The organism is Propionicicella superfundia DSM 22317 (genome assembly GCF_000423465.1).
Taxonomy (GTDB): domain Bacteria; phylum Actinomycetota; class Actinomycetes; order Propionibacteriales; family Propionibacteriaceae; genus Propionicicella; species Propionicicella superfundia.
In genome coordinates this window covers 1-15,777 of sequence record NZ_AUIA01000026.1, presented here as the reverse complement: position 1 = coordinate 15,777, position 15,777 = coordinate 1, and the positions used below count along the sequence as shown (strand labels likewise).

Below are 15,777 nucleotides of genomic sequence, written 5' to 3'. Positions count from 1 at the left end.
CGTCTCGTATGCGGACGCGGGCCGAGATGGCTCACACAGCCTCTGGCAGACCCACCTGCTCGGATGACGCGTCCGTGGTGAACAAAGCCGCCCGGCCGAGTGTCTGACTTCGGAACGCGTGGAACACGCGGGCCTCACAGTGGCGCGACCGTCCCGGACTCTCACCGGGTTCCTCACACCGAGCTACCGGGAGGCTAGCAGTGTGGCCACCGGCTACGCCGGGAAGAGCGCGAACTGCTCTCGAGAGAACGGCCCGGACGACGTCCGCAGCGCGGCCCCGAATCCGGTGGCTGAGCCTGTCGAAGCCACCCCAACCCAACCCACCAAGGTCCTTTCGACAAGCTCAAGGACCCGACGGGGGGACAAACTCAAGGACCCGACGGGGGGACAAGCTCAAGGACCCCACGGGTGAGCTCAAAAGACCCGGTGGCTGAGCCTGTCGAAGCCACCCCAACCCAACCCACCAAGGTCCTTTCGACAAGCTCAAGGACCCCACAGGGGGACAAGCTCAAGGACCCCACGGGGGGACAAGCTCAAGGACCGTCACGCTGCCTGGGACGCTCCGGTCGCGTCGGCGAGCAGGCGGCGGTGGAAGAGGGTCTCACCGGTCAGCTCGGGGTGGAAGGCGATGCCGGTCGCCGTCGCCTGCCGCACCCCGACGATCGCGTCCCCGCGCCGCGCCAGCACTTCGACACCCGGGCCGGCCGTCTCCACCCGCGGGGCGCGGATGAACGCGACCCGCGCCGGGCCGAGAGCCGTCGTGAGGTCCATCTCCGCCGAGTCGAGCTGGGGCCCGAACGCGTTGCGCCGGACGGCGACGTCCATCACGCCCAGCGACCCTTGACCCGGTGCCGGGTCGAGCACCGTGCGTGCCAGCAGGACGAGTCCGGCGCACGTGCCGAGCGTCGGCAGGCCGCCGCGGATCGCGTCCCGCAGGGGTTCGTCGGTGCCGAACAGCCGGAGCAGCCGGTCGATGGTGGACGACTCGCCGCCGGGCAGCACCAGGGCGTCCACCCGCAGGCCGTCGGGACCGAGCAGGTCGGGCGGCGTCCGCAGGGGGACCACCCGGGCACCCAACCCCTCCAACAGGAACTGGTGTTCGCGAACGCCGCCCTGCAGGGCCAGCACGCCCACGGTGGGGGCGCTCACGAGGCACCCCGTGGCCCGCGCCGGGAGCGCCCTGCCGACCCGGGCAGGCTCACCAGCCCCGCTCCGCCAGCCGGTGGGGCGCCGCCAGGTCGGCCACGTTGATGCCGACCATGGCCTCGCCCAGCCCGCGGGAGGCGTCCGCGATGGCCCCGGGATCGGTGTACAGGGCGGTGGCCTTCACGATGGCCGCGGCGCGCTTCGCCGGATTGCCGGACTTGAAGATGCCCGAGCCCACGAACACCCCGTCCGAGCCGAGCTGCATCATCAGGGCCGCGTCCGCCGGGGTCGCGACGCCGCCGGCGGTGAACAGCACGACCGGCAGCGAGCCGGTCTCGGCCACTTCGCGCACCAGTTCGTAGGGCGCCTGGAGGTCCTTGGCCGCGGCGTAGAGCTCCTCGGGACCGGACTCGTAGGTGGCCCTCAGCACGGCGATCTCGTGCCGGATCGTGCGGATGTGCCGGGTCGCCTCCGACACGTCGCCGGTGCCGGCCTCGCCCTTGGAGCGGATCATCGCGGCGCCTTCGGCGATCCGGCGCAGAGCCTCGCCGAGGTTGGTCGCTCCGCACACGAACGGCACGGTGAACGCGTGCTTGTCGATGTGATGGACGTAGTCGGCCGGGGAGAGCACCTCGGACTCGTCGATGTAGTCGACCGCCAGGTGCTCCAGCACCTGGGCCTCCACGAAGTGCCCGATCCGTGCCTTGGCCATGACCGGGATGGACACGGCCTGCTTGATGCCGGTGATCAGGTCGGGGTCGCTCATCCGGGCGACGCCTCCCTGCGCGCGGATGTCCGCGGGGACGCGTTCCAGCGCCATCACCGCCACGGCACCGGCGTCCTCGGCGATCCGGGCTTGGTCGGGAGTGACCACGTCCATGATCACGCCGCCTTTGAGCATGTCGGCCAAGCCTCGCTTGACCAGGGGAGATCCCGTCACAGTCGTCATGGGATCCATCGTGGGCGAGTTACTGGACCAAACACAGATCCAGAAAATGACGGCTCTGGCTGGACCAGTATCATGCGGGTGTGCGGAGTGTCCCCGAGATCACCGTGCCGCTGCAGCTCGACGACGCGGCGGCGGGCTCGTTGCCGGCCCGGCTCGCCGGCCGGCTGCGGAGCCTCATCGGCGACGCGGTCCTCGCCCCCGGCGAGGCCGTTCCGTCGAGTCGCGCACTCGCGGCGCATCTGGGTATCTCCCGGGGCTCGGTGGTGGCCGCGTACGACCAGTTGCTGGCCGAGGGCTACCTCGTCGCGGCGGCGGGCCGGTCCACCGTGGTGAACCCGCAGGTGCGCCGCGTTCACCCGCTCCCCGTCCGTGCAGCCACGCCGCGGCGGCGGGAGGCGGCTCCCGAACTCGACCTGCGCCCCGGTCGGCCGTGGGCAGCCGAAGTGGTGAGCCCCGCGTGGCGATCGGCCTGGCGGCGGGCGTCCGCCGAGCCGGTCGACGTCCTGGTCCCCCCGTTGGGCCTGCAGGCTCTGCGCGGCGCGTGGGCCGACCATCTGCGCCGGATGCGCGCCGTCGTCCTCGAACCCGAGCGGCTGGCGATCACCGGCGGCGGCCGCGAGGGCCTCAGCCTGCTGCTGCTCGCGCTCGCCGCCGAGCGGACGACGGCCCTGCGCGTCGGCGTGGAGGACCCCGGCTACCCGTCGCTGCGGCGGGTGCCCGCCAGGTTCGGCGCGCAGGTCGTGCCGCTCCCGGTGGACGAGCACGGGCTCCGGGTCGCCGACCTCCCCACCGGCGCCGACGCGCCCGACGCGCTCGTCGTCACGCCGAGCCACCAGTACCCGCTGGGCGGCTCGCTGCCGGTCGACCGGCGGCAGACGCTGCTGGAGTGGGCCCGCCGGCATCGCGTGGTCGTGGTCGAGGACGACTACGACTCCGAGCTGCGCTACACGTCCCAGCCGCTGCCCGCGCTGGCCGCCCTGGACGATCCCGCCGACGGCCGCGTGGTCCTGCTGGGGACGCTGTCCAAGACCCTCACCCCGGCCCTGTCCATCGGCTTCCTCGCCCTGCCCGACTGGCTGGTGCCCGCCGTCGCCGCCACGCGGCGCGACCTCGGCACCCCGGTCGGGCTCGTGGGGCAGCGGGCCGTCGCGCACTACCTCGACAGCGGGGCGCTGCGACTGCACACCCAGCGGATGCGCAACCGCTACCGGCGTCGCCGCGCCCAGGTGGTGGCCGCACTCGCCGGCGTCCCCGGCGTGCACGTCTATCCGATGGACGGCGGACTGCACGCCGTGGTCGAGACGACCCGCCCCGAGGGCGAGGTCGTGGCCGCGCTGGCCGCCGACGGGATCCGGGTCAGTCCGCTGTCGGAGTACTGGTCCGGCACCGGGACCAGACCGGGCATCGTGTTCGGCTTCGGAGCGGTCGCCGACGACGATCTCGCCCACGGCCTGGAGCGGATCGCAGCCGCAGCCGGCGGCAGCGGGACGGCGCCACGGGAGTCGTCGTAGAGCGAGGACCCGCGTAGCCACGCCCAGGCAGACGACCATCGTCCAGGCTGCTGACGGCGTCTTCCAGCCCGCACGAGCCGGATTCACGCCACAGTTGACCAGCGGCGGCGGTCGCGACGGCGGCGTCGCTGTACGAGTCGGGGGTGACGCGCGACGGCCGGGCGCGATCGCCAAGAGCCCGCAACACGTAGCTCGGCGGACCGAAGCGCTGGCCCGAAACCTCCTCCAGGTTGTTTTCGGGACGTCCGGTAGCCTCGTCCCACGAGACCAAACGGGGGGAGGTCGGCATGGCTACGACCACGGAGGCTGAGCGCGCGCGTCGCGTGGCGGAAGCGATCCACAGCGGCGAGATGGAGGGTCTGCGTGTGTCGCCCGCTGGGCGGTCGGACGCGCAGGAGTACATCGTCGGCCGCATCGACTCTGACGAGTTGGTGGCTCGCGCCCGCGCACGCTATGGCCTCGGCTGAGTTCGTCGACCCCTACCGCGACCCCGAGACGGGCATACTGCGCACCACAGACCCCGGCCTCCGCCAGCCGAGCAGCGCGTCGGCCAGCGCGATAGGGACCCGCACGCCTGCATCGAGGAACGCCCTGTGTCGGCCCAGGCTCCATCTGGCCTGACGCTTGCGGGCAGTCCGCAGGGCTTCGCTGTGGTCAGGGAAGCAGTGACCTCTCCACCTCGGCACCCATGGTGGCGGTCATGCGCTGGCGCTGTAGCGCTGTCGGGCGGCCTCGCCGCTGGTTCCGATCGCTTCACCGACCTCGCGCCACGACAGCCGTTGCGCGCGGGCCGCGCGCACTGCGTCGGCAAGCTCCCGCTCGGCTGTGTCGCGCCGCCATGCCGCGAGCTTGACAGCCATGACGGGCGGAATCGGGGCGTCCTGGTCGCCTGGCCTTGGGTCGTAGTTCTCGAAAACGTCGGCGAGTTCGTCGGCGCGGGCGGTGATCTCCTCAATGGAACGTCTGGTCATGATGGTTCACCTCAGATACTTGGGCCGGGCCGGGCGCATGGCGTGGACGACGGCGATAATGCCGTGCCACTCGATGACACCGACCTCCAGGAGGGTGCCGGTCTCGTCGGGGCCGATGAACATCGTCATCGAGTCGTCTTGCACGAAGTGGCGGATAGGGAAACGGAGTGCGTGGAGCATCGCCGCATCTGAGACACCGTGCCGGTGGGCACTGTCCAGGATGATCGGCTCCGATTCCACGAGACAAGGTTACTTGCCGCAAGTAAACTTGCCAAGCTTGGTGGGCCTAACTGGACTTGAACTAGCGCCCCGTCGAGACGCGCCACCACCCATCTGCTAGGCGTAGTACCCTGCTGGCAAGGATAGATGGCGTGTGGCTCATTCACCAACCCTGGACAACCGGGATCAACGCGGGCCTCTGATTGGGCACGTATCGGGCACGCATTGGGCACGTGTTGGGCACGAGATTGGAGGCAAGAACGTGGCTCGTAAGGCTGCAAAGCGATCGTTCGGCTCAGTGCGCCAGTTGCGATCTGGCAACTATCAGGCACGCTACACGGGACCCGACACGGTTCGTCACACCTCTCCGGTGACCTACACCAGCAAGATGGACGCCGAAGCGTGGCTCGTCGATGAACGACGCAAGATCAGCTCGGGCGCGTGGACTCCCCCCGCTCGCACCCAACCAACAGCGGTCGAGGAGCCGGCCGTCCTGACGTTGAGCGACTACGCCCAACACTGGCTCGCCGGACGACTCACCAAGGGGCAGCCGCTGAAACCACGGACCCGCCACCACTACGAACGCATCATCGCGACCCGCCTCGAGCCTGAGTTGGGAGCTCTCCCCCTCGAGGACATCACGCCGGCTGTCGTCCGCGCGTGGTACGGGCGCCAGGACGCCAAGGCACCGACCATGCGCGCCCACGCCTACGCGTTGCTGCGCACGATCATGGGCAGCGCGGTGGAAGCCTCGCTCATCCCGGCCAACCCTTGTGCGATCAAGGGTGGACAGCACGCTGAGGCTGTGCACCGCGCACGGCCGGCCACCCTGGCCGAGTTGGAGGAGATCGTCAACGCCTTGACCGACAAGTACCGACTGCTCGTGCTGCTGGCCGCATGGTGCGCCTTCAGGTATGGGGAGCTTGCCGAGCTCCGCAGGTCGGATATCGACCTGAGGATGGCGGTGATTCATGTCCGCCGCGGTGTGGTGCGGATGCCGGGCAAGGTCGTCGTCGGGACGCCGAAGTCCCGCGCCGGGGTACGTGATGTTGCGATCCCGCCGCACCTGGTGCCCGCGATCGAGCGGCACCTGGATGTCCATGCACAAGCCGGCCGCGATGGCCTGCTCTTCCCCTCGCAGACGGGGGAGAACCTCTCCCCCCACACCTTCTACCGGCACTTTGAGCGCGCAACCGCCGCTGCCGGCCGGCCGGACCTCCGCGTCCACGACCTCAGGCACACGGGCGCTGTCTTGGCTGCCCAGACGGGGGCCACGCTCGCGGACCTGATGGGCCGGCTGGGCCATTCGACTCCCCAGGCGGCGATGAGGTACCAACACGCTGCCGCCGAACGGGACCGAGTGATCGCTGCCCGCTTGTCGGAAATGGCGGGCGGAGACCGGGGAGCATCCTCGAAGACTCGTTGAGAACCTGCCGATCAGCCCGACTCCCCTACCCAGATCGCTCATGACGGCCCCAAGTGGGGGCCTATCGTGTGCGTGCCAAATGCTCATGTGCGGCTGTTTGCTGTCATGCCGAAGGCTCGGGGTCGCGCGGAAGATAGCCGACTTCCCAGGCCCATCCAAAAAGGCCGCCGCCGCTCGCGATTGGCAATCGCATATCGGTGTCAATGAGTGCCTGAACGGCCTGCTCTACAGCTTCGCGGCGGGAGTACGCGTCGAGCACAAAATGGGCCTCGAGGACGAGCCAGAGGGTGTCGTGGCATGCGACGCCGAGACTCTCGGCAACCGTGATCGCGTTGCGTTCATCGATGAGGCCCGTCAAGCCACGGTGGCGGGCGCAGGCAATGACAGCGCACTCTCCCAGATGCTCAAGCCCACCACCCATGCGACCGAGCGCCACTAGAAGGGTGCTTTCTTCCTGCTCAGTGAGCACCACGGTCTGCGCCCATTCGGTATCGGCGACAGCCGGGATCCCGGGGTAGCGGTTCCGGCCCTCGTTGATCTCGTCCTGCACTTCCAAGGGAACAGTCACGGTGCCGCCCGGGGCGAGGTCCTGCAAGATCGACGAATGTCCGGCACGGCACAGGTGGGTATAGACGCTGGTGTCGATGCACCAACCAGAGTCTGTCATCGGCGCGAGTGGCCAAGGAAGGCCGCATGCCACCGCTCCGCGCTGGCAGGGGCAAGGTCGGGCAGTTCGTCACTGCTGACGGTGCCGCGCAGCACCTGCAGAACACGAGAAGCGGTCAGGGTCTCGTGGGCGTATGCGTCTAGGCAGGCGGCTACAAATCCGGTTGGCAGGGAAACGCTGCCCAAGTCGGATCGAAGCTGCAAGCCGAGCCGCAAGAAGTCGCCGCGGGTGGGCTGCTTGCCCATCAACAACTCGTACTGTTCGAAGTCAACTAGGTTCAAGTTGCGCAGCTGCGCGATTGCTGCCGACCAACTTAGTTGGAACTCGGCTGCAACTTTCGCGGCACGATCAGGCTCCGGCCAGCCTGCCACCTCCTGCCAGACACGTTCGACGCCTAGGCGTGGGGCGAGGAAGTGGATCGCGAACGCGCTGACCATCCTCTCCGCTTCAAGGCTGGCGTTGGTGTCGTACGCGTCACCGAACAACCAGTGGCCCAGTTCGTGTGCCGTGGTCATCCGGCGGCGGCCGGCGTCCTTGTCAGAGTTGATGACTGCCACACCTGCGACGCCGGCATCGGTCTCTACTTCGACGCAACCGCCGTCTGCACCTTGGGCGCCAAGTGGCGTAGCCAACAGATAGAGCCCCAACTTCTCGCAAGCGTCGGACAGGCCAGGTAGCGGACCTGACGGATCTCCACCCAGCTGACGACGGAACCGGCTTGCGGCATTCTCGGCCTGCTTGACCGTCCGGGGCGTGCGTGCGTCACCGTCACGGCCCGACGGGGTGAACACGCCCATGCTGACCATCTCGCGCACATCGGACGCAAAGTGCTGGAGCTCAAGGTCCAGAGACTTGGTGGTTTCGTGGCTATCGGTAGGGGACTGCCGACGGCTCACGACCGCGGGAATGGCCGGCTCCACGAAGAACGCCACCGGCCGGCCCAGCACCTCGGCGAGCTTCAGCAATTCGCCCACCTTGACGTTGCGCGTGCCCTTCTCGATCAGCCCGACAGCGGTGCGGTCCAGGCCGACAGCAGCCCCCACGCTGTCTTGGGTCATACCGGCGACCTCGCGTGCGATCGCCAGACGCTGCCCTAGCTCTTCCTTGTCCACGTGCGCGATTTTCCCACATTGGCGATGGGGCTGTCACTGGGGATGCACATCGGCCTCTTGCGCAAGCCAGCTCACCCGGTAGCGGAGGCCATGGGGTCAACTCTCAGCTGCGGTCCGGTGCAGACCAGAACATCCGTAACTCGCCGCACGCCGCGCGATCACGCAGTCAGCGGTGAGGTTCTTCTCAAGGGCAGCGGCGCGCGCCTGGATCTCCGAGTCGGACCTCGCCGGTTGCCTACGGCAGGAGAGCGTTGAGCCGGTCGATGAGCTCCTGAAATCGCTGCTTGGCTGCGTCACTCAGGGCGTCCACAGTGTTCGAACGATCCCGGAGAAGCCACGACGCCGGCTGGTAGTGGTCGAAACGACCTCCCAGAGCCGCCTCGATACGCTTGACGACACGACCGTTCCCCGTCAGATTTGAGCTCACCAGCTTGGCGACGCCCGACTTGTCGAGGAGGTTCAGGTACCAGTCGACGTCGAAGAGATCCTCAAGGTCCGCCTCCGCTGTCTGGGTGATGTCGGTAATGGGGATCAGACGCTTCGCGTCGAGCATGCCGCGGTTGACTAGCTGCGTCAGCCGCTGATTTCCGCCGGCTGCCCCGTCCATGAGGACTGCGAGCTTCAGGTCGCTGCTTCCCAGAAGGGCGACGAAGGTCGGAAGCTTGTCGATTCCGCCGACGGGGGTCACGGTCCAGCGGGCGTCGAGAGCACGGCCGCCCGACTGCTGGAGCGCCTGTCCCACGATCGACAGGTACGTGACGTCGGCCGGCCCTTCGACGAGAAGCTGATGCGCTCCAATGATGAGGGTTTGCGACATCTCCACCCCGAGGGCCCCAAGGAGGGGGAAGACCGTCTCCGGCCGCGCAGACCAAACGTCTTCGCTGACCTTGGTTCCATCGTTGTCGATGTCCTCAACAGTGCGGCACCGCTCGAGGTGATCGGGCGCGATCATGAACAGCGAGTGTGTGGAGTAGATGACCTGGTGATGAGGCGCAAGCCTCTCGTCGATGTAGCGCAGCAGGTCGGCCTGCGCCTTGGCATGCAGGTTGAGCCCTGGTTCATCGAGCAGGATGACGCGGCGCGTTTCGTCGGCAAACTCAGAGAATGCGGCCAAGAATGAAAAGAACCAGATGAAGCCCTTGGATCGCTCCGACATGTTGAGCGTTACGCGGTGGCGCTGGTTCCGGACGCGGATCTGAAGCCATGGTTCCGGCGGCTGCACATGGCCGTTCGGCAGCGGGTCGAGAGGGCGGAACTCGATATCGAGCTCAACCGAGAGGTCGTCATTCTGTGTCCAGTACTCGAAAAGCTCGTCGGTTAGCTGGTTTGCTGCAGCCTCGAGAGCGGCCTTGCGTGACTCGTACTCGGCCTCGGTGAACTCTTCCCCATCGACTCCGGCGAGGCGAAGCAGGGACAGCGCGGTGCGCTCGTCAGGCTCGAGGTCGTGTTCGTTCTCCCGCTGGAGGCGTCGGATCGAGACGCTGCCCGGCAGCATGTTGTACTCATCGAAGTACTGGAACTTGGGCAGTCGTCCCAGCAGCAGGGCACGGCCCCGGCCGGGAATGTTCTCCTCTTCGAGCTCTGCCCCCAGCTTCTTCGCTGCTTCAGCGGTGGAGGCCTTTAGGGCTCCCAAGGTCTCCTCGTAGGTGTCCTTCTCATACTTAGGCAGTGAGAGGCCAGCGTCGATGATCCGCGGGCGGATCATCGACACTTCGTTGGCGAAGGGGCCGAAGTAAATGTCCTTGTCGCCGTACCGCCGGCTCACCTGGACGGAGCGCTTGGGCAGCGTGCCCTCGCCGAACTTGCCCTCGAAGGCGGCGACGTCGTCGTCGTCCAACTCGAACTCCATCGAGACAGGCTCAACGGTGGAGATCTTGTTGCGGTCTCGAGACCGGTATCGGCGGGGGTAGTCCCGGAGTTCCTCGAAAGACGTCGGGTGCCCGCTGGTGAGCGGATTGATCCGGTACATGGCCTGCAGGACGGCGGTCTTGCCGGATTCGTTCTTACCGACGAGAGCGGTGACGTCCTCCTCGATCCGGATCGAGGTCGAGTCGTCGACCGACTTGAACTTCTTGACGGCGGCGCTCTTGAGTCGCACGAGACACTCCCTGCTTGAGGACAACGGCGGACAGGAGCGGGTGGAGAGCCCGCGAACTGGTTTGTCCCAAGACTAGACGCGGTTACCGACACTCGCGCGTGACCGCAGACTGCTTCGGGCTGAAGCGGTCAGCCCGGACTGCCCAACGGCGACGGCGTACGTCGAGCGGGAGGACGTGGCGCAATGGAGCAATGGACGGCTTCTTCACTTCACGGACGAGGCTGAAGTGCCTTTGGGTGAGTCCGGGGTGGACGGCATCTATATCGCCCCGTTACCGACTGGTGAGAGACGTCCGCTTGAGCTGGCACTCCTGGAGCTTGGTCAGTTAAGTTTGCCGGCACTGGGAGTGAGGACAGACGGACGGCGGAAATCGGACACACGGCGAGTCTCGGCCAGACTCATCAACTGCAAAGCACTTCCTCCGAGCGAGTCCACCTCCCGCGGGTCCACGCGGATGATTCGCGCACCACAGCGGTAGGCGCTGAGTTGCCCATTGGCAATGAACCTCCTCAGGTCTTGGACGCTCACCCCTGTCCGGGCGGATGCCCGGGTTAGCGGCTCATAGGTGGGTGGGGCCGTTACTCCGTTCACGGCTTGAAGCCTCAGGCTGAACGCAGCGTGCGGATCGGCGTCATGAGGAGGTCGACGTCGTTGGGGTCGACTCGAATGACTTGCGGCCCGTAGCGGTACGCGCGCAGCTTCCCCGCCGCGATCCGACGGCGCAGCGTCTTGACGCTGACGGAGGTGCGCTCGGCGGCCTGGGCGAGGGATTCGTACGTCTTGGGGGTCATGGATGTCTCCTTCCTCGCCCTCCAGAAGTGCCGAGAGTGGCCCTCCGCGGACACCTCGTGGTCAGGTTTCATGTCGAGGGCGCCCCAGCGACCCCCGTCACGCGGTCTGCAGACCCCTTCTGTCCCCTCCCCCGCGATCTCGTGCGCCCGAGGTGTCCGCCAAGCACTGTTTCCGCCGCTTCTGGATAGCGAGAGCTACTGGAAGGACGGATCGCCGTGAACGGATCGTTGGAGCTGGCGCGGGCGTTGGGGCATGTGCGGAACGCGGTGGTCGCGTTCGTCGCGGCGGACGACCCGTCGGGGGAGTCGCTGTTCCTCGCGGGGGACTGTCTCGACCTGGAGGGCCTGTTCGCCGAGCTGGGTGTTGAGCCGGAGCTCGTCGATCCAGGGGTGAACGCGAGGGCGTCGCTGGACTCTGCGTCCGAGGCGCTCGCTGCGGCGCGGCCGGTTGTGCCGTTGGCGATGTGGGCGAGGTTGCAGGCGGTGCGAGCGAGGGCTACGCGATGACGGCCACGGTCGGGACGCTGCTGGACGACGTCCATGCCCGCGCCTGGGATCTGTGTACCCGGTCGAGCGAGACTGAGGAAGGTACGTCCCACGAGCAGGCTGCCGGGTACTTGGCCGCCTGGCCGCGGCTGGCCAACGCCGCCCTCCGCGTTCTGGACGCCGTCCACGTGGAGCCGGTCTGGCTCGACGACGCCTCCGCCGTCCGGGAGGTGCTGCGCGCGATTGCGGTCGAGAAGTCGTTGGCTTCGCCGAGCGTGGCGGGCAGCGACGTTGCACCAGCGGCTTCGGAGCGCGCGGTGCTGGCGATCGCAACTCGGCTCGGGGCGATCGCGGACATGCTCAGTGGACAGCCGGCCGCACGGACGGAGGTGGACCACGCGGCCTCGTTGGGGATGCAGGCCAACGCGGTGGCGGTCGTCCATGCGGTGGCAGTCACCACGCTGGCGGCGCTGGGGGATCAACATGAGTTCGAGTCGGCCAGGTGGTTGATGCGAGGGGTGGCGGCCCGCACCCAGCGGCACGCGGCGACTCCCACGGTGGAACGCGCCGGCCGGTACGAGGATGTCGCAGCCGTCTCCTCCGAGGACCGGTCGCTGGACGGCGCGATCGCACGGTGGCTTCCCGCGACGGTCGCGGCCCTTGGGTCACCCCGCCGGGTCACCCAGAACGCGCTGCAGTTCGCGGCTGGTGACGCGTTGATCCTGATTGCGACAGCGGGAACGGTGCTCAACGCCGCCGCCCAGGTGGGCCTGGTCCGAGACGATCCTGCCGATCGGGCGCGTCCGGCGCTGGTCGGCGCGCACGAGGCCTGGCGTCCCCTCGTCTCGTGGCCGGGGACCGTCCGGTTGCACGGCGTCCGCGACGTCGAGCAGTTCGAGGCGTCGAGACAATTGCGGCAAGTGATCACCGACAACCTGCGGGAGAACCGCGAGTGGCTACCACCCGAGACACTGTCCGACCGCTTCGACCTGGCGTCGCTGATGGGATCGCTCCGGAGGGGCATGCACGCGCTCGGGAACGTGTCCGTCGCGCACTTCCAGGCGCTGGACCGCCTCGTGCGAAGTTCCGGCCAGCTGTGGATCGCCGCGTCGGCGGTGACCCAGCCTGCCTATCGGGGGGCCGCCACGGTCGAAGCTGCCTGCCGCAAGGGCTGGGTGCCCATGCCGCCCGGCGAGCCGGCCGGGCTCGACCTGCTCGCGGACGCCAAGAAGGCGCTGGCGGGGACGGCGGTGGCGGTGGCCGCGCTGGATGCGACCGCTGCCGCGGCGGCTGCTCCCACCCAGCGCGGCTCGGACGCCCTCAAGTGGGAGGGCGGGCGGATAGTCGCCTGTGGCGCAGACGATCACCCCCGCCTCTTCGAGACCGTCTACTCGCCTGAGCCGGCGGGGGCGCGATCCGAGCGCCGAGCTCCTGTAAGGCTGGGCGGACCCCAGCAGTCGAGCCCGCGGAGATGAGCCCTGCTCCAGGACATCCGGCCAACCGGGGGACTGGCTCCACCCCTGACGCCTGGTCGCTGACCGCGCGGATCAGCCCGCGTCGGGTCGTCCGAGCTGCGGCCGTGGACGCCAACGGGCAACCGCTGAACGCCTACCCGCTGGTCCACCCGCTCGCCGGGGCCCAGCCGTGGACGCCGTGGGCGGTCCACCTGACTGATCCACAGGGCCGCTACCGGCTGCTGTGCGCCGACCTGGATGCGAAGCCCTCGGCCGAGGCGGCAGCCGCGGACGCCACGCGCCTGTCCAGCGTCTTGTCCGAACTGGAGATGCCGCACCTCGTGTGTGCATCGGGCCCCACGGGCGGTCGGCACGTGTGGCTCGGCCTCCACGAGTCACTGGACGCCGAGGTGGTCAGCGCCTTGGCGTACCTGCTCAAAGCGTGGCTGCCCACCCTCGATGTTGCACCGCTGGTCAACCCCACCTCGGGCTGCGTGCGCCCACCCGGCACGCCGCACCGGCTCGGTGGCGTCTCGCAGGTGATCGCCGGCTCGCTACGCGCGCTCACAGACGCCACGGTGACCACCGATCAGGTTCACGCCCTCATGAGCCGGATCGCCGAGAACGTACAACTCGCAGCGCCCTCAGCCGCCCCTCCTCAGCATCGTCCGGTGGCCGAGGCGAACGGAATGCCGTTCCTGCCCGGCACGAAGCGTCCGCTGTCGGCGGGCTGCCGTGCACTGTTGAACGCAACCCCGACGGGGGATCTGTCGGCAGTGCTGTGGCGGGTGCTGTGCGGCGCGGCGGCGGCCCGCTGGCGCTTCTCCGACATCGCGGCTATCGCCGACGCCCCAGGGCTTGAGCACGCGCGCACACTCCGCGCCGGCGCCACCCGCGTCCCCCGACCGACCAGCGGCCCGGCATCGCCCGTGGCGGTGCTACGTCGCCAGTGGACCCGCGCGGTCCGGACGGTTGCGGAGCTGGCCCCGGGCCAGCCCCAGGAGGGCACCGACGCAAGCTTCGAGCTGCGAGCAGAAGTCGTGGCCGCGATCGTCCGCGCCGTGCAACACCGCGCAGACGCGACACCGGGCCGGTGGGGACGCTCGCGAGCAGGGCTAGCGCAGCGACGCATCCTGGACGCCCTGTGCCTGTTCCACCTGCAGGCCGTCCGACCCGACGAGGTCGAAGCCGACATCCGCCGACTTGCCCTCACCTGCGGCCTGGATCGCGAGACAGCACGACGGTCCCTGCTCGCCCTCGCTGCCGACGGCTGGATCAGCCGCACCCGCAACGCCGCCGGACGCCGCGGCGCCCGCTGGACCATCGACCCCGGCGGCGTCGTTCACACCCGAGTGAGTCGAACGCTGTCACAAGCGGACCCGCGCCCCGCTGGCACCGGCCCCGCACTGCGGACCGCGCTCGGCACCGAGCTCGTCAACCGACTGCGCGCGAGCGCCCTCGATGCCTTCGCCACCACGGGAGGACTGGGCCTCGAAGCCGGCAGCCTCTACGGCCGGCTCGCCGACTCCCTCGACTCGGTGCAGTGCTCGCAGCTGCTGGGCTGGTCGATCGAGAAGACCACGAGAGTGCTCCAGCGGCTCGGTTCGGTTGGCCTGGTCGAGTGGCGTGGGTCCTGCTGGCAACGAGTTGCCGACGCGCTGGATCGGGTAGCGGTTGATCGGGGGACGGAGGGTGTGGGGCGGCGGCGGGCCGACCTGTACGCCGAGGAGCGCGCGCTGTGGGCGTGGTGGCGAGAGGAACTCGACTTGATGCGTGCGGGGCGGCTGCGGAAGCGGCGCCAACGGCTTCGAAGCCAGCCGCGACAAGGAATTTCATGGCCAATGCACCCTCGCCGTCCGGATGGGAAAGCCGACTTCGTTGCTGCTCGGCATGCTATGCAAAGGCGATCGGTGGCCCCCAATAGCTCGATGTCATTCCGTGGGACGCCCAAGATTTCATCATTTTCACGGCTTACATTCGACGCGCTGTCCCCCAAGAGCGCACCCAATAGAACAGGACCAGGGCTCCCCTGGACGAGTCACCCCCAACTCGAGCGAACACGGTCGTTCAAGAATCTTCACCCGGGGTGTCCGCCAACAGCCCTCTTCCTCACTTCTGGTAGGTGAAGGAGAAGCCGATGCTGCTGAACACGAACGCCCTGCGAAGGGGTGCGATCGCGCTGGCGCTGCCACTGCTGGTTGCGGCGTGCACCGCGACGCCGTCCCCGGACCCGACCCCGTCTTCCACGCCGAAGCCAACTCCCAGCGTCACGTCGCTGTCACCGGCCGAACAGGACCTCGCCAACGCCCGGCTGGCCGTCGTGACGCTGTGGGAGGTGGTCGACCGACTCACCAACGATCCCCAAGCCTCCCTGCAGGATCTCGACGCCGTCGCGTCCGGTGACGCATTGGAGTTCTTCCGGAAGAACCTCACGGGCTACCGACTGGAGCAGTTGACTGGCTCTGGTGCCTCCATGGTTGAAATCCAGTCCGCGGAGGCCGCCGGGAACAACGGCGAAGGCTTGCGCACCTGGGCCGTGACGACCTGCGTTGACACGAGCAAGACCAAGCTTGTCGATACCTCGGGCAAGAACGTGACCGCGCCTCCCTATCGGTTCCAGCACCGATCCATGGGTCTGCTGCACGGATAGGTGACAACTGATCTGGCTTGCCCGGGAGGGTGGCCTGAGAGGATGTTGCTGTGCCCAAGCCGTACCCGAAGGAGTTCCGGGATGATGTGGTTCGGGTCGCGCGTGGCCGCGAGCCAGGCGTGACGGTCGAACAGATCGCCAAGGACTTCGGTGTCCATCCGATGACCTTGTTCAAGTGGCTGCGCCAGGCCGATATCGATGATGGGGCGAAGCCGGGCCCCTCACGGGTGGACTCGGTGGAGTTGCGGGAGGCGCGGAAGCGGATCCGGCTGCTGGAGCAGGAGAACGAGGTCCTGC

16 protein-coding genes and 1 riboswitch are annotated in these 15,777 nt (G+C 68.3%); of the genes, 8 read left to right on the top strand and 8 right to left on the bottom strand.

Annotation, left to right across the window (positions count from 1 at the left end; all coding sequences use genetic code 11):
- Positions 1–76: 76 nt before the first annotated feature.
- Positions 77–206: riboswitch (cobalamin riboswitch) on the bottom strand.
- A gap of 337 nt (positions 207–543) precedes the next feature.
- A complete protein-coding gene (gene pdxT, locus G555_RS0104395) occupies positions 544–1,149 on the bottom strand; it encodes a pyridoxal 5'-phosphate synthase glutaminase subunit PdxT (protein ID WP_028707935.1) in 606 nt (201 codons plus the stop codon).
- Between the two features lie 49 nt (positions 1,150–1,198).
- Positions 1,199–2,104 (bottom strand): pyridoxal 5'-phosphate synthase lyase subunit PdxS, encoded by a 906-nt coding sequence (gene pdxS, locus G555_RS0104390; protein WP_028707934.1) that lies wholly within the window; start codon positions 2,102–2,104, stop codon positions 1,199–1,201.
- A 71-nt stretch (positions 2,105–2,175) separates the two neighbouring features.
- Between pdxS and pdxR the strand changes: the two genes are divergently transcribed.
- Positions 2,176–3,606: a MocR-like pyridoxine biosynthesis transcription factor PdxR gene (gene pdxR, locus G555_RS17900; protein ID WP_036921244.1), complete on the top strand. Its 1,431-nt coding sequence runs from the start codon at positions 2,176–2,178 to the stop codon at positions 3,604–3,606.
- Positions 3,607–3,893: 287 nt separating this feature from the next.
- On the top strand, positions 3,894–4,073 hold the full coding sequence (locus tag G555_RS0104380) for an antitoxin VbhA family protein (RefSeq protein ID WP_028707933.1): 180 nt from the start codon (positions 3,894–3,896) through the stop codon (positions 4,071–4,073).
- A gap of 231 nt (positions 4,074–4,304) precedes the next feature.
- Here G555_RS0104380 and G555_RS0104370 read toward each other — a convergent pair whose 3' ends face one another.
- Both G555_RS0104370 and G555_RS23200 read right to left on the bottom strand, forming a co-directional pair.
- Positions 4,305–4,577: a hypothetical protein gene (locus G555_RS0104370; RefSeq protein ID WP_028707932.1), complete on the bottom strand. Its 273-nt coding sequence runs from the start codon at positions 4,575–4,577 to the stop codon at positions 4,305–4,307.
- A 6-nt stretch (positions 4,578–4,583) separates the two neighbouring features.
- Positions 4,584–4,706 carry a hypothetical protein gene (locus tag G555_RS23200; RefSeq protein WP_281168171.1) on the bottom strand — a complete coding sequence of 41 codons (123 nt, stop codon included), beginning with the start codon at positions 4,704–4,706 and terminating at the stop codon, positions 4,584–4,586.
- A gap of 244 nt (positions 4,707–4,950) precedes the next feature.
- Here G555_RS23200 and G555_RS0104360 point away from each other — a divergent pair, with 244 nt between their 5' ends.
- On the top strand, positions 4,951–6,222 hold the full coding sequence (locus G555_RS0104360) for a tyrosine-type recombinase/integrase (protein WP_483823584.1): 1,272 nt from the start codon (positions 4,951–4,953) through the stop codon (positions 6,220–6,222).
- Positions 6,223–6,325: 103 nt separating this feature from the next.
- Here the strand turns inward: G555_RS0104360 and G555_RS0104355 are convergent, their stop codons facing one another.
- The 4 genes from G555_RS0104355 to G555_RS0104335 form a co-directional block, all read right to left on the bottom strand.
- Positions 6,326–6,889 carry a PIN domain-containing protein gene (locus tag G555_RS0104355; protein WP_028707929.1) on the bottom strand — a complete coding sequence of 188 codons (564 nt, stop codon included), beginning with the start codon at positions 6,887–6,889 and terminating at the stop codon, positions 6,326–6,328.
- Complete coding sequence (locus tag G555_RS0104350; RefSeq protein WP_028707928.1) at positions 6,886–8,001, bottom strand: helix-turn-helix domain-containing protein; 1,116 nt, start codon at positions 7,999–8,001, stop codon at positions 6,886–6,888. Before G555_RS0104350 ends, G555_RS0104355 begins: the two co-directional genes overlap by 4 nt.
- 235 nt (positions 8,002–8,236) lie before the next feature.
- Positions 8,237–10,099: an AAA family ATPase gene (locus G555_RS0104345; RefSeq protein WP_028707927.1), complete on the bottom strand. Its 1,863-nt coding sequence runs from the start codon at positions 10,097–10,099 to the stop codon at positions 8,237–8,239.
- A gap of 602 nt (positions 10,100–10,701) precedes the next feature.
- On the bottom strand, positions 10,702–10,890 hold the full coding sequence (locus G555_RS0104335) for an excisionase family DNA-binding protein (RefSeq protein ID WP_028707926.1): 189 nt from the start codon (positions 10,888–10,890) through the stop codon (positions 10,702–10,704).
- Positions 10,891–11,106: 216 nt separating this feature from the next.
- Between G555_RS0104335 and G555_RS0104330 the strand changes: the two genes are divergently transcribed.
- From G555_RS0104330 to G555_RS22780, 5 genes are all read left to right on the top strand, one after another.
- Positions 11,107–11,397 (top strand): hypothetical protein, encoded by a 291-nt coding sequence (locus G555_RS0104330; RefSeq protein WP_028707925.1) that lies wholly within the window; start codon positions 11,107–11,109, stop codon positions 11,395–11,397.
- Positions 11,394–12,851 (top strand): hypothetical protein, encoded by a 1,458-nt coding sequence (locus tag G555_RS17890; RefSeq protein ID WP_036921237.1) that lies wholly within the window; start codon positions 11,394–11,396, stop codon positions 12,849–12,851. The genes G555_RS0104330 and G555_RS17890 overlap by 4 nt, the downstream gene beginning before the upstream one ends.
- The gene (locus G555_RS22170) at positions 12,848–14,956 is read left to right on the top strand and encodes a serine/threonine-protein kinase (protein ID WP_156887429.1); all 2,109 of its coding nucleotides are present in this window, start codon (positions 12,848–12,850) and stop codon (positions 14,954–14,956) included. The genes G555_RS17890 and G555_RS22170 overlap by 4 nt, the downstream gene beginning before the upstream one ends.
- Positions 14,957–14,967: 11 nt before the next feature.
- Entirely contained in the window at positions 14,968–15,480 is a 513-nt protein-coding gene (locus G555_RS0104315) for a hypothetical protein (protein WP_028707923.1), read from the top strand.
- Between the two features lie 50 nt (positions 15,481–15,530).
- Positions 15,531–15,777, top strand: a 247-nt coding sequence (locus tag G555_RS22780; RefSeq protein ID WP_028707922.1) for an IS3 family transposase, incomplete at its 3' end; no start/stop codon positions are given.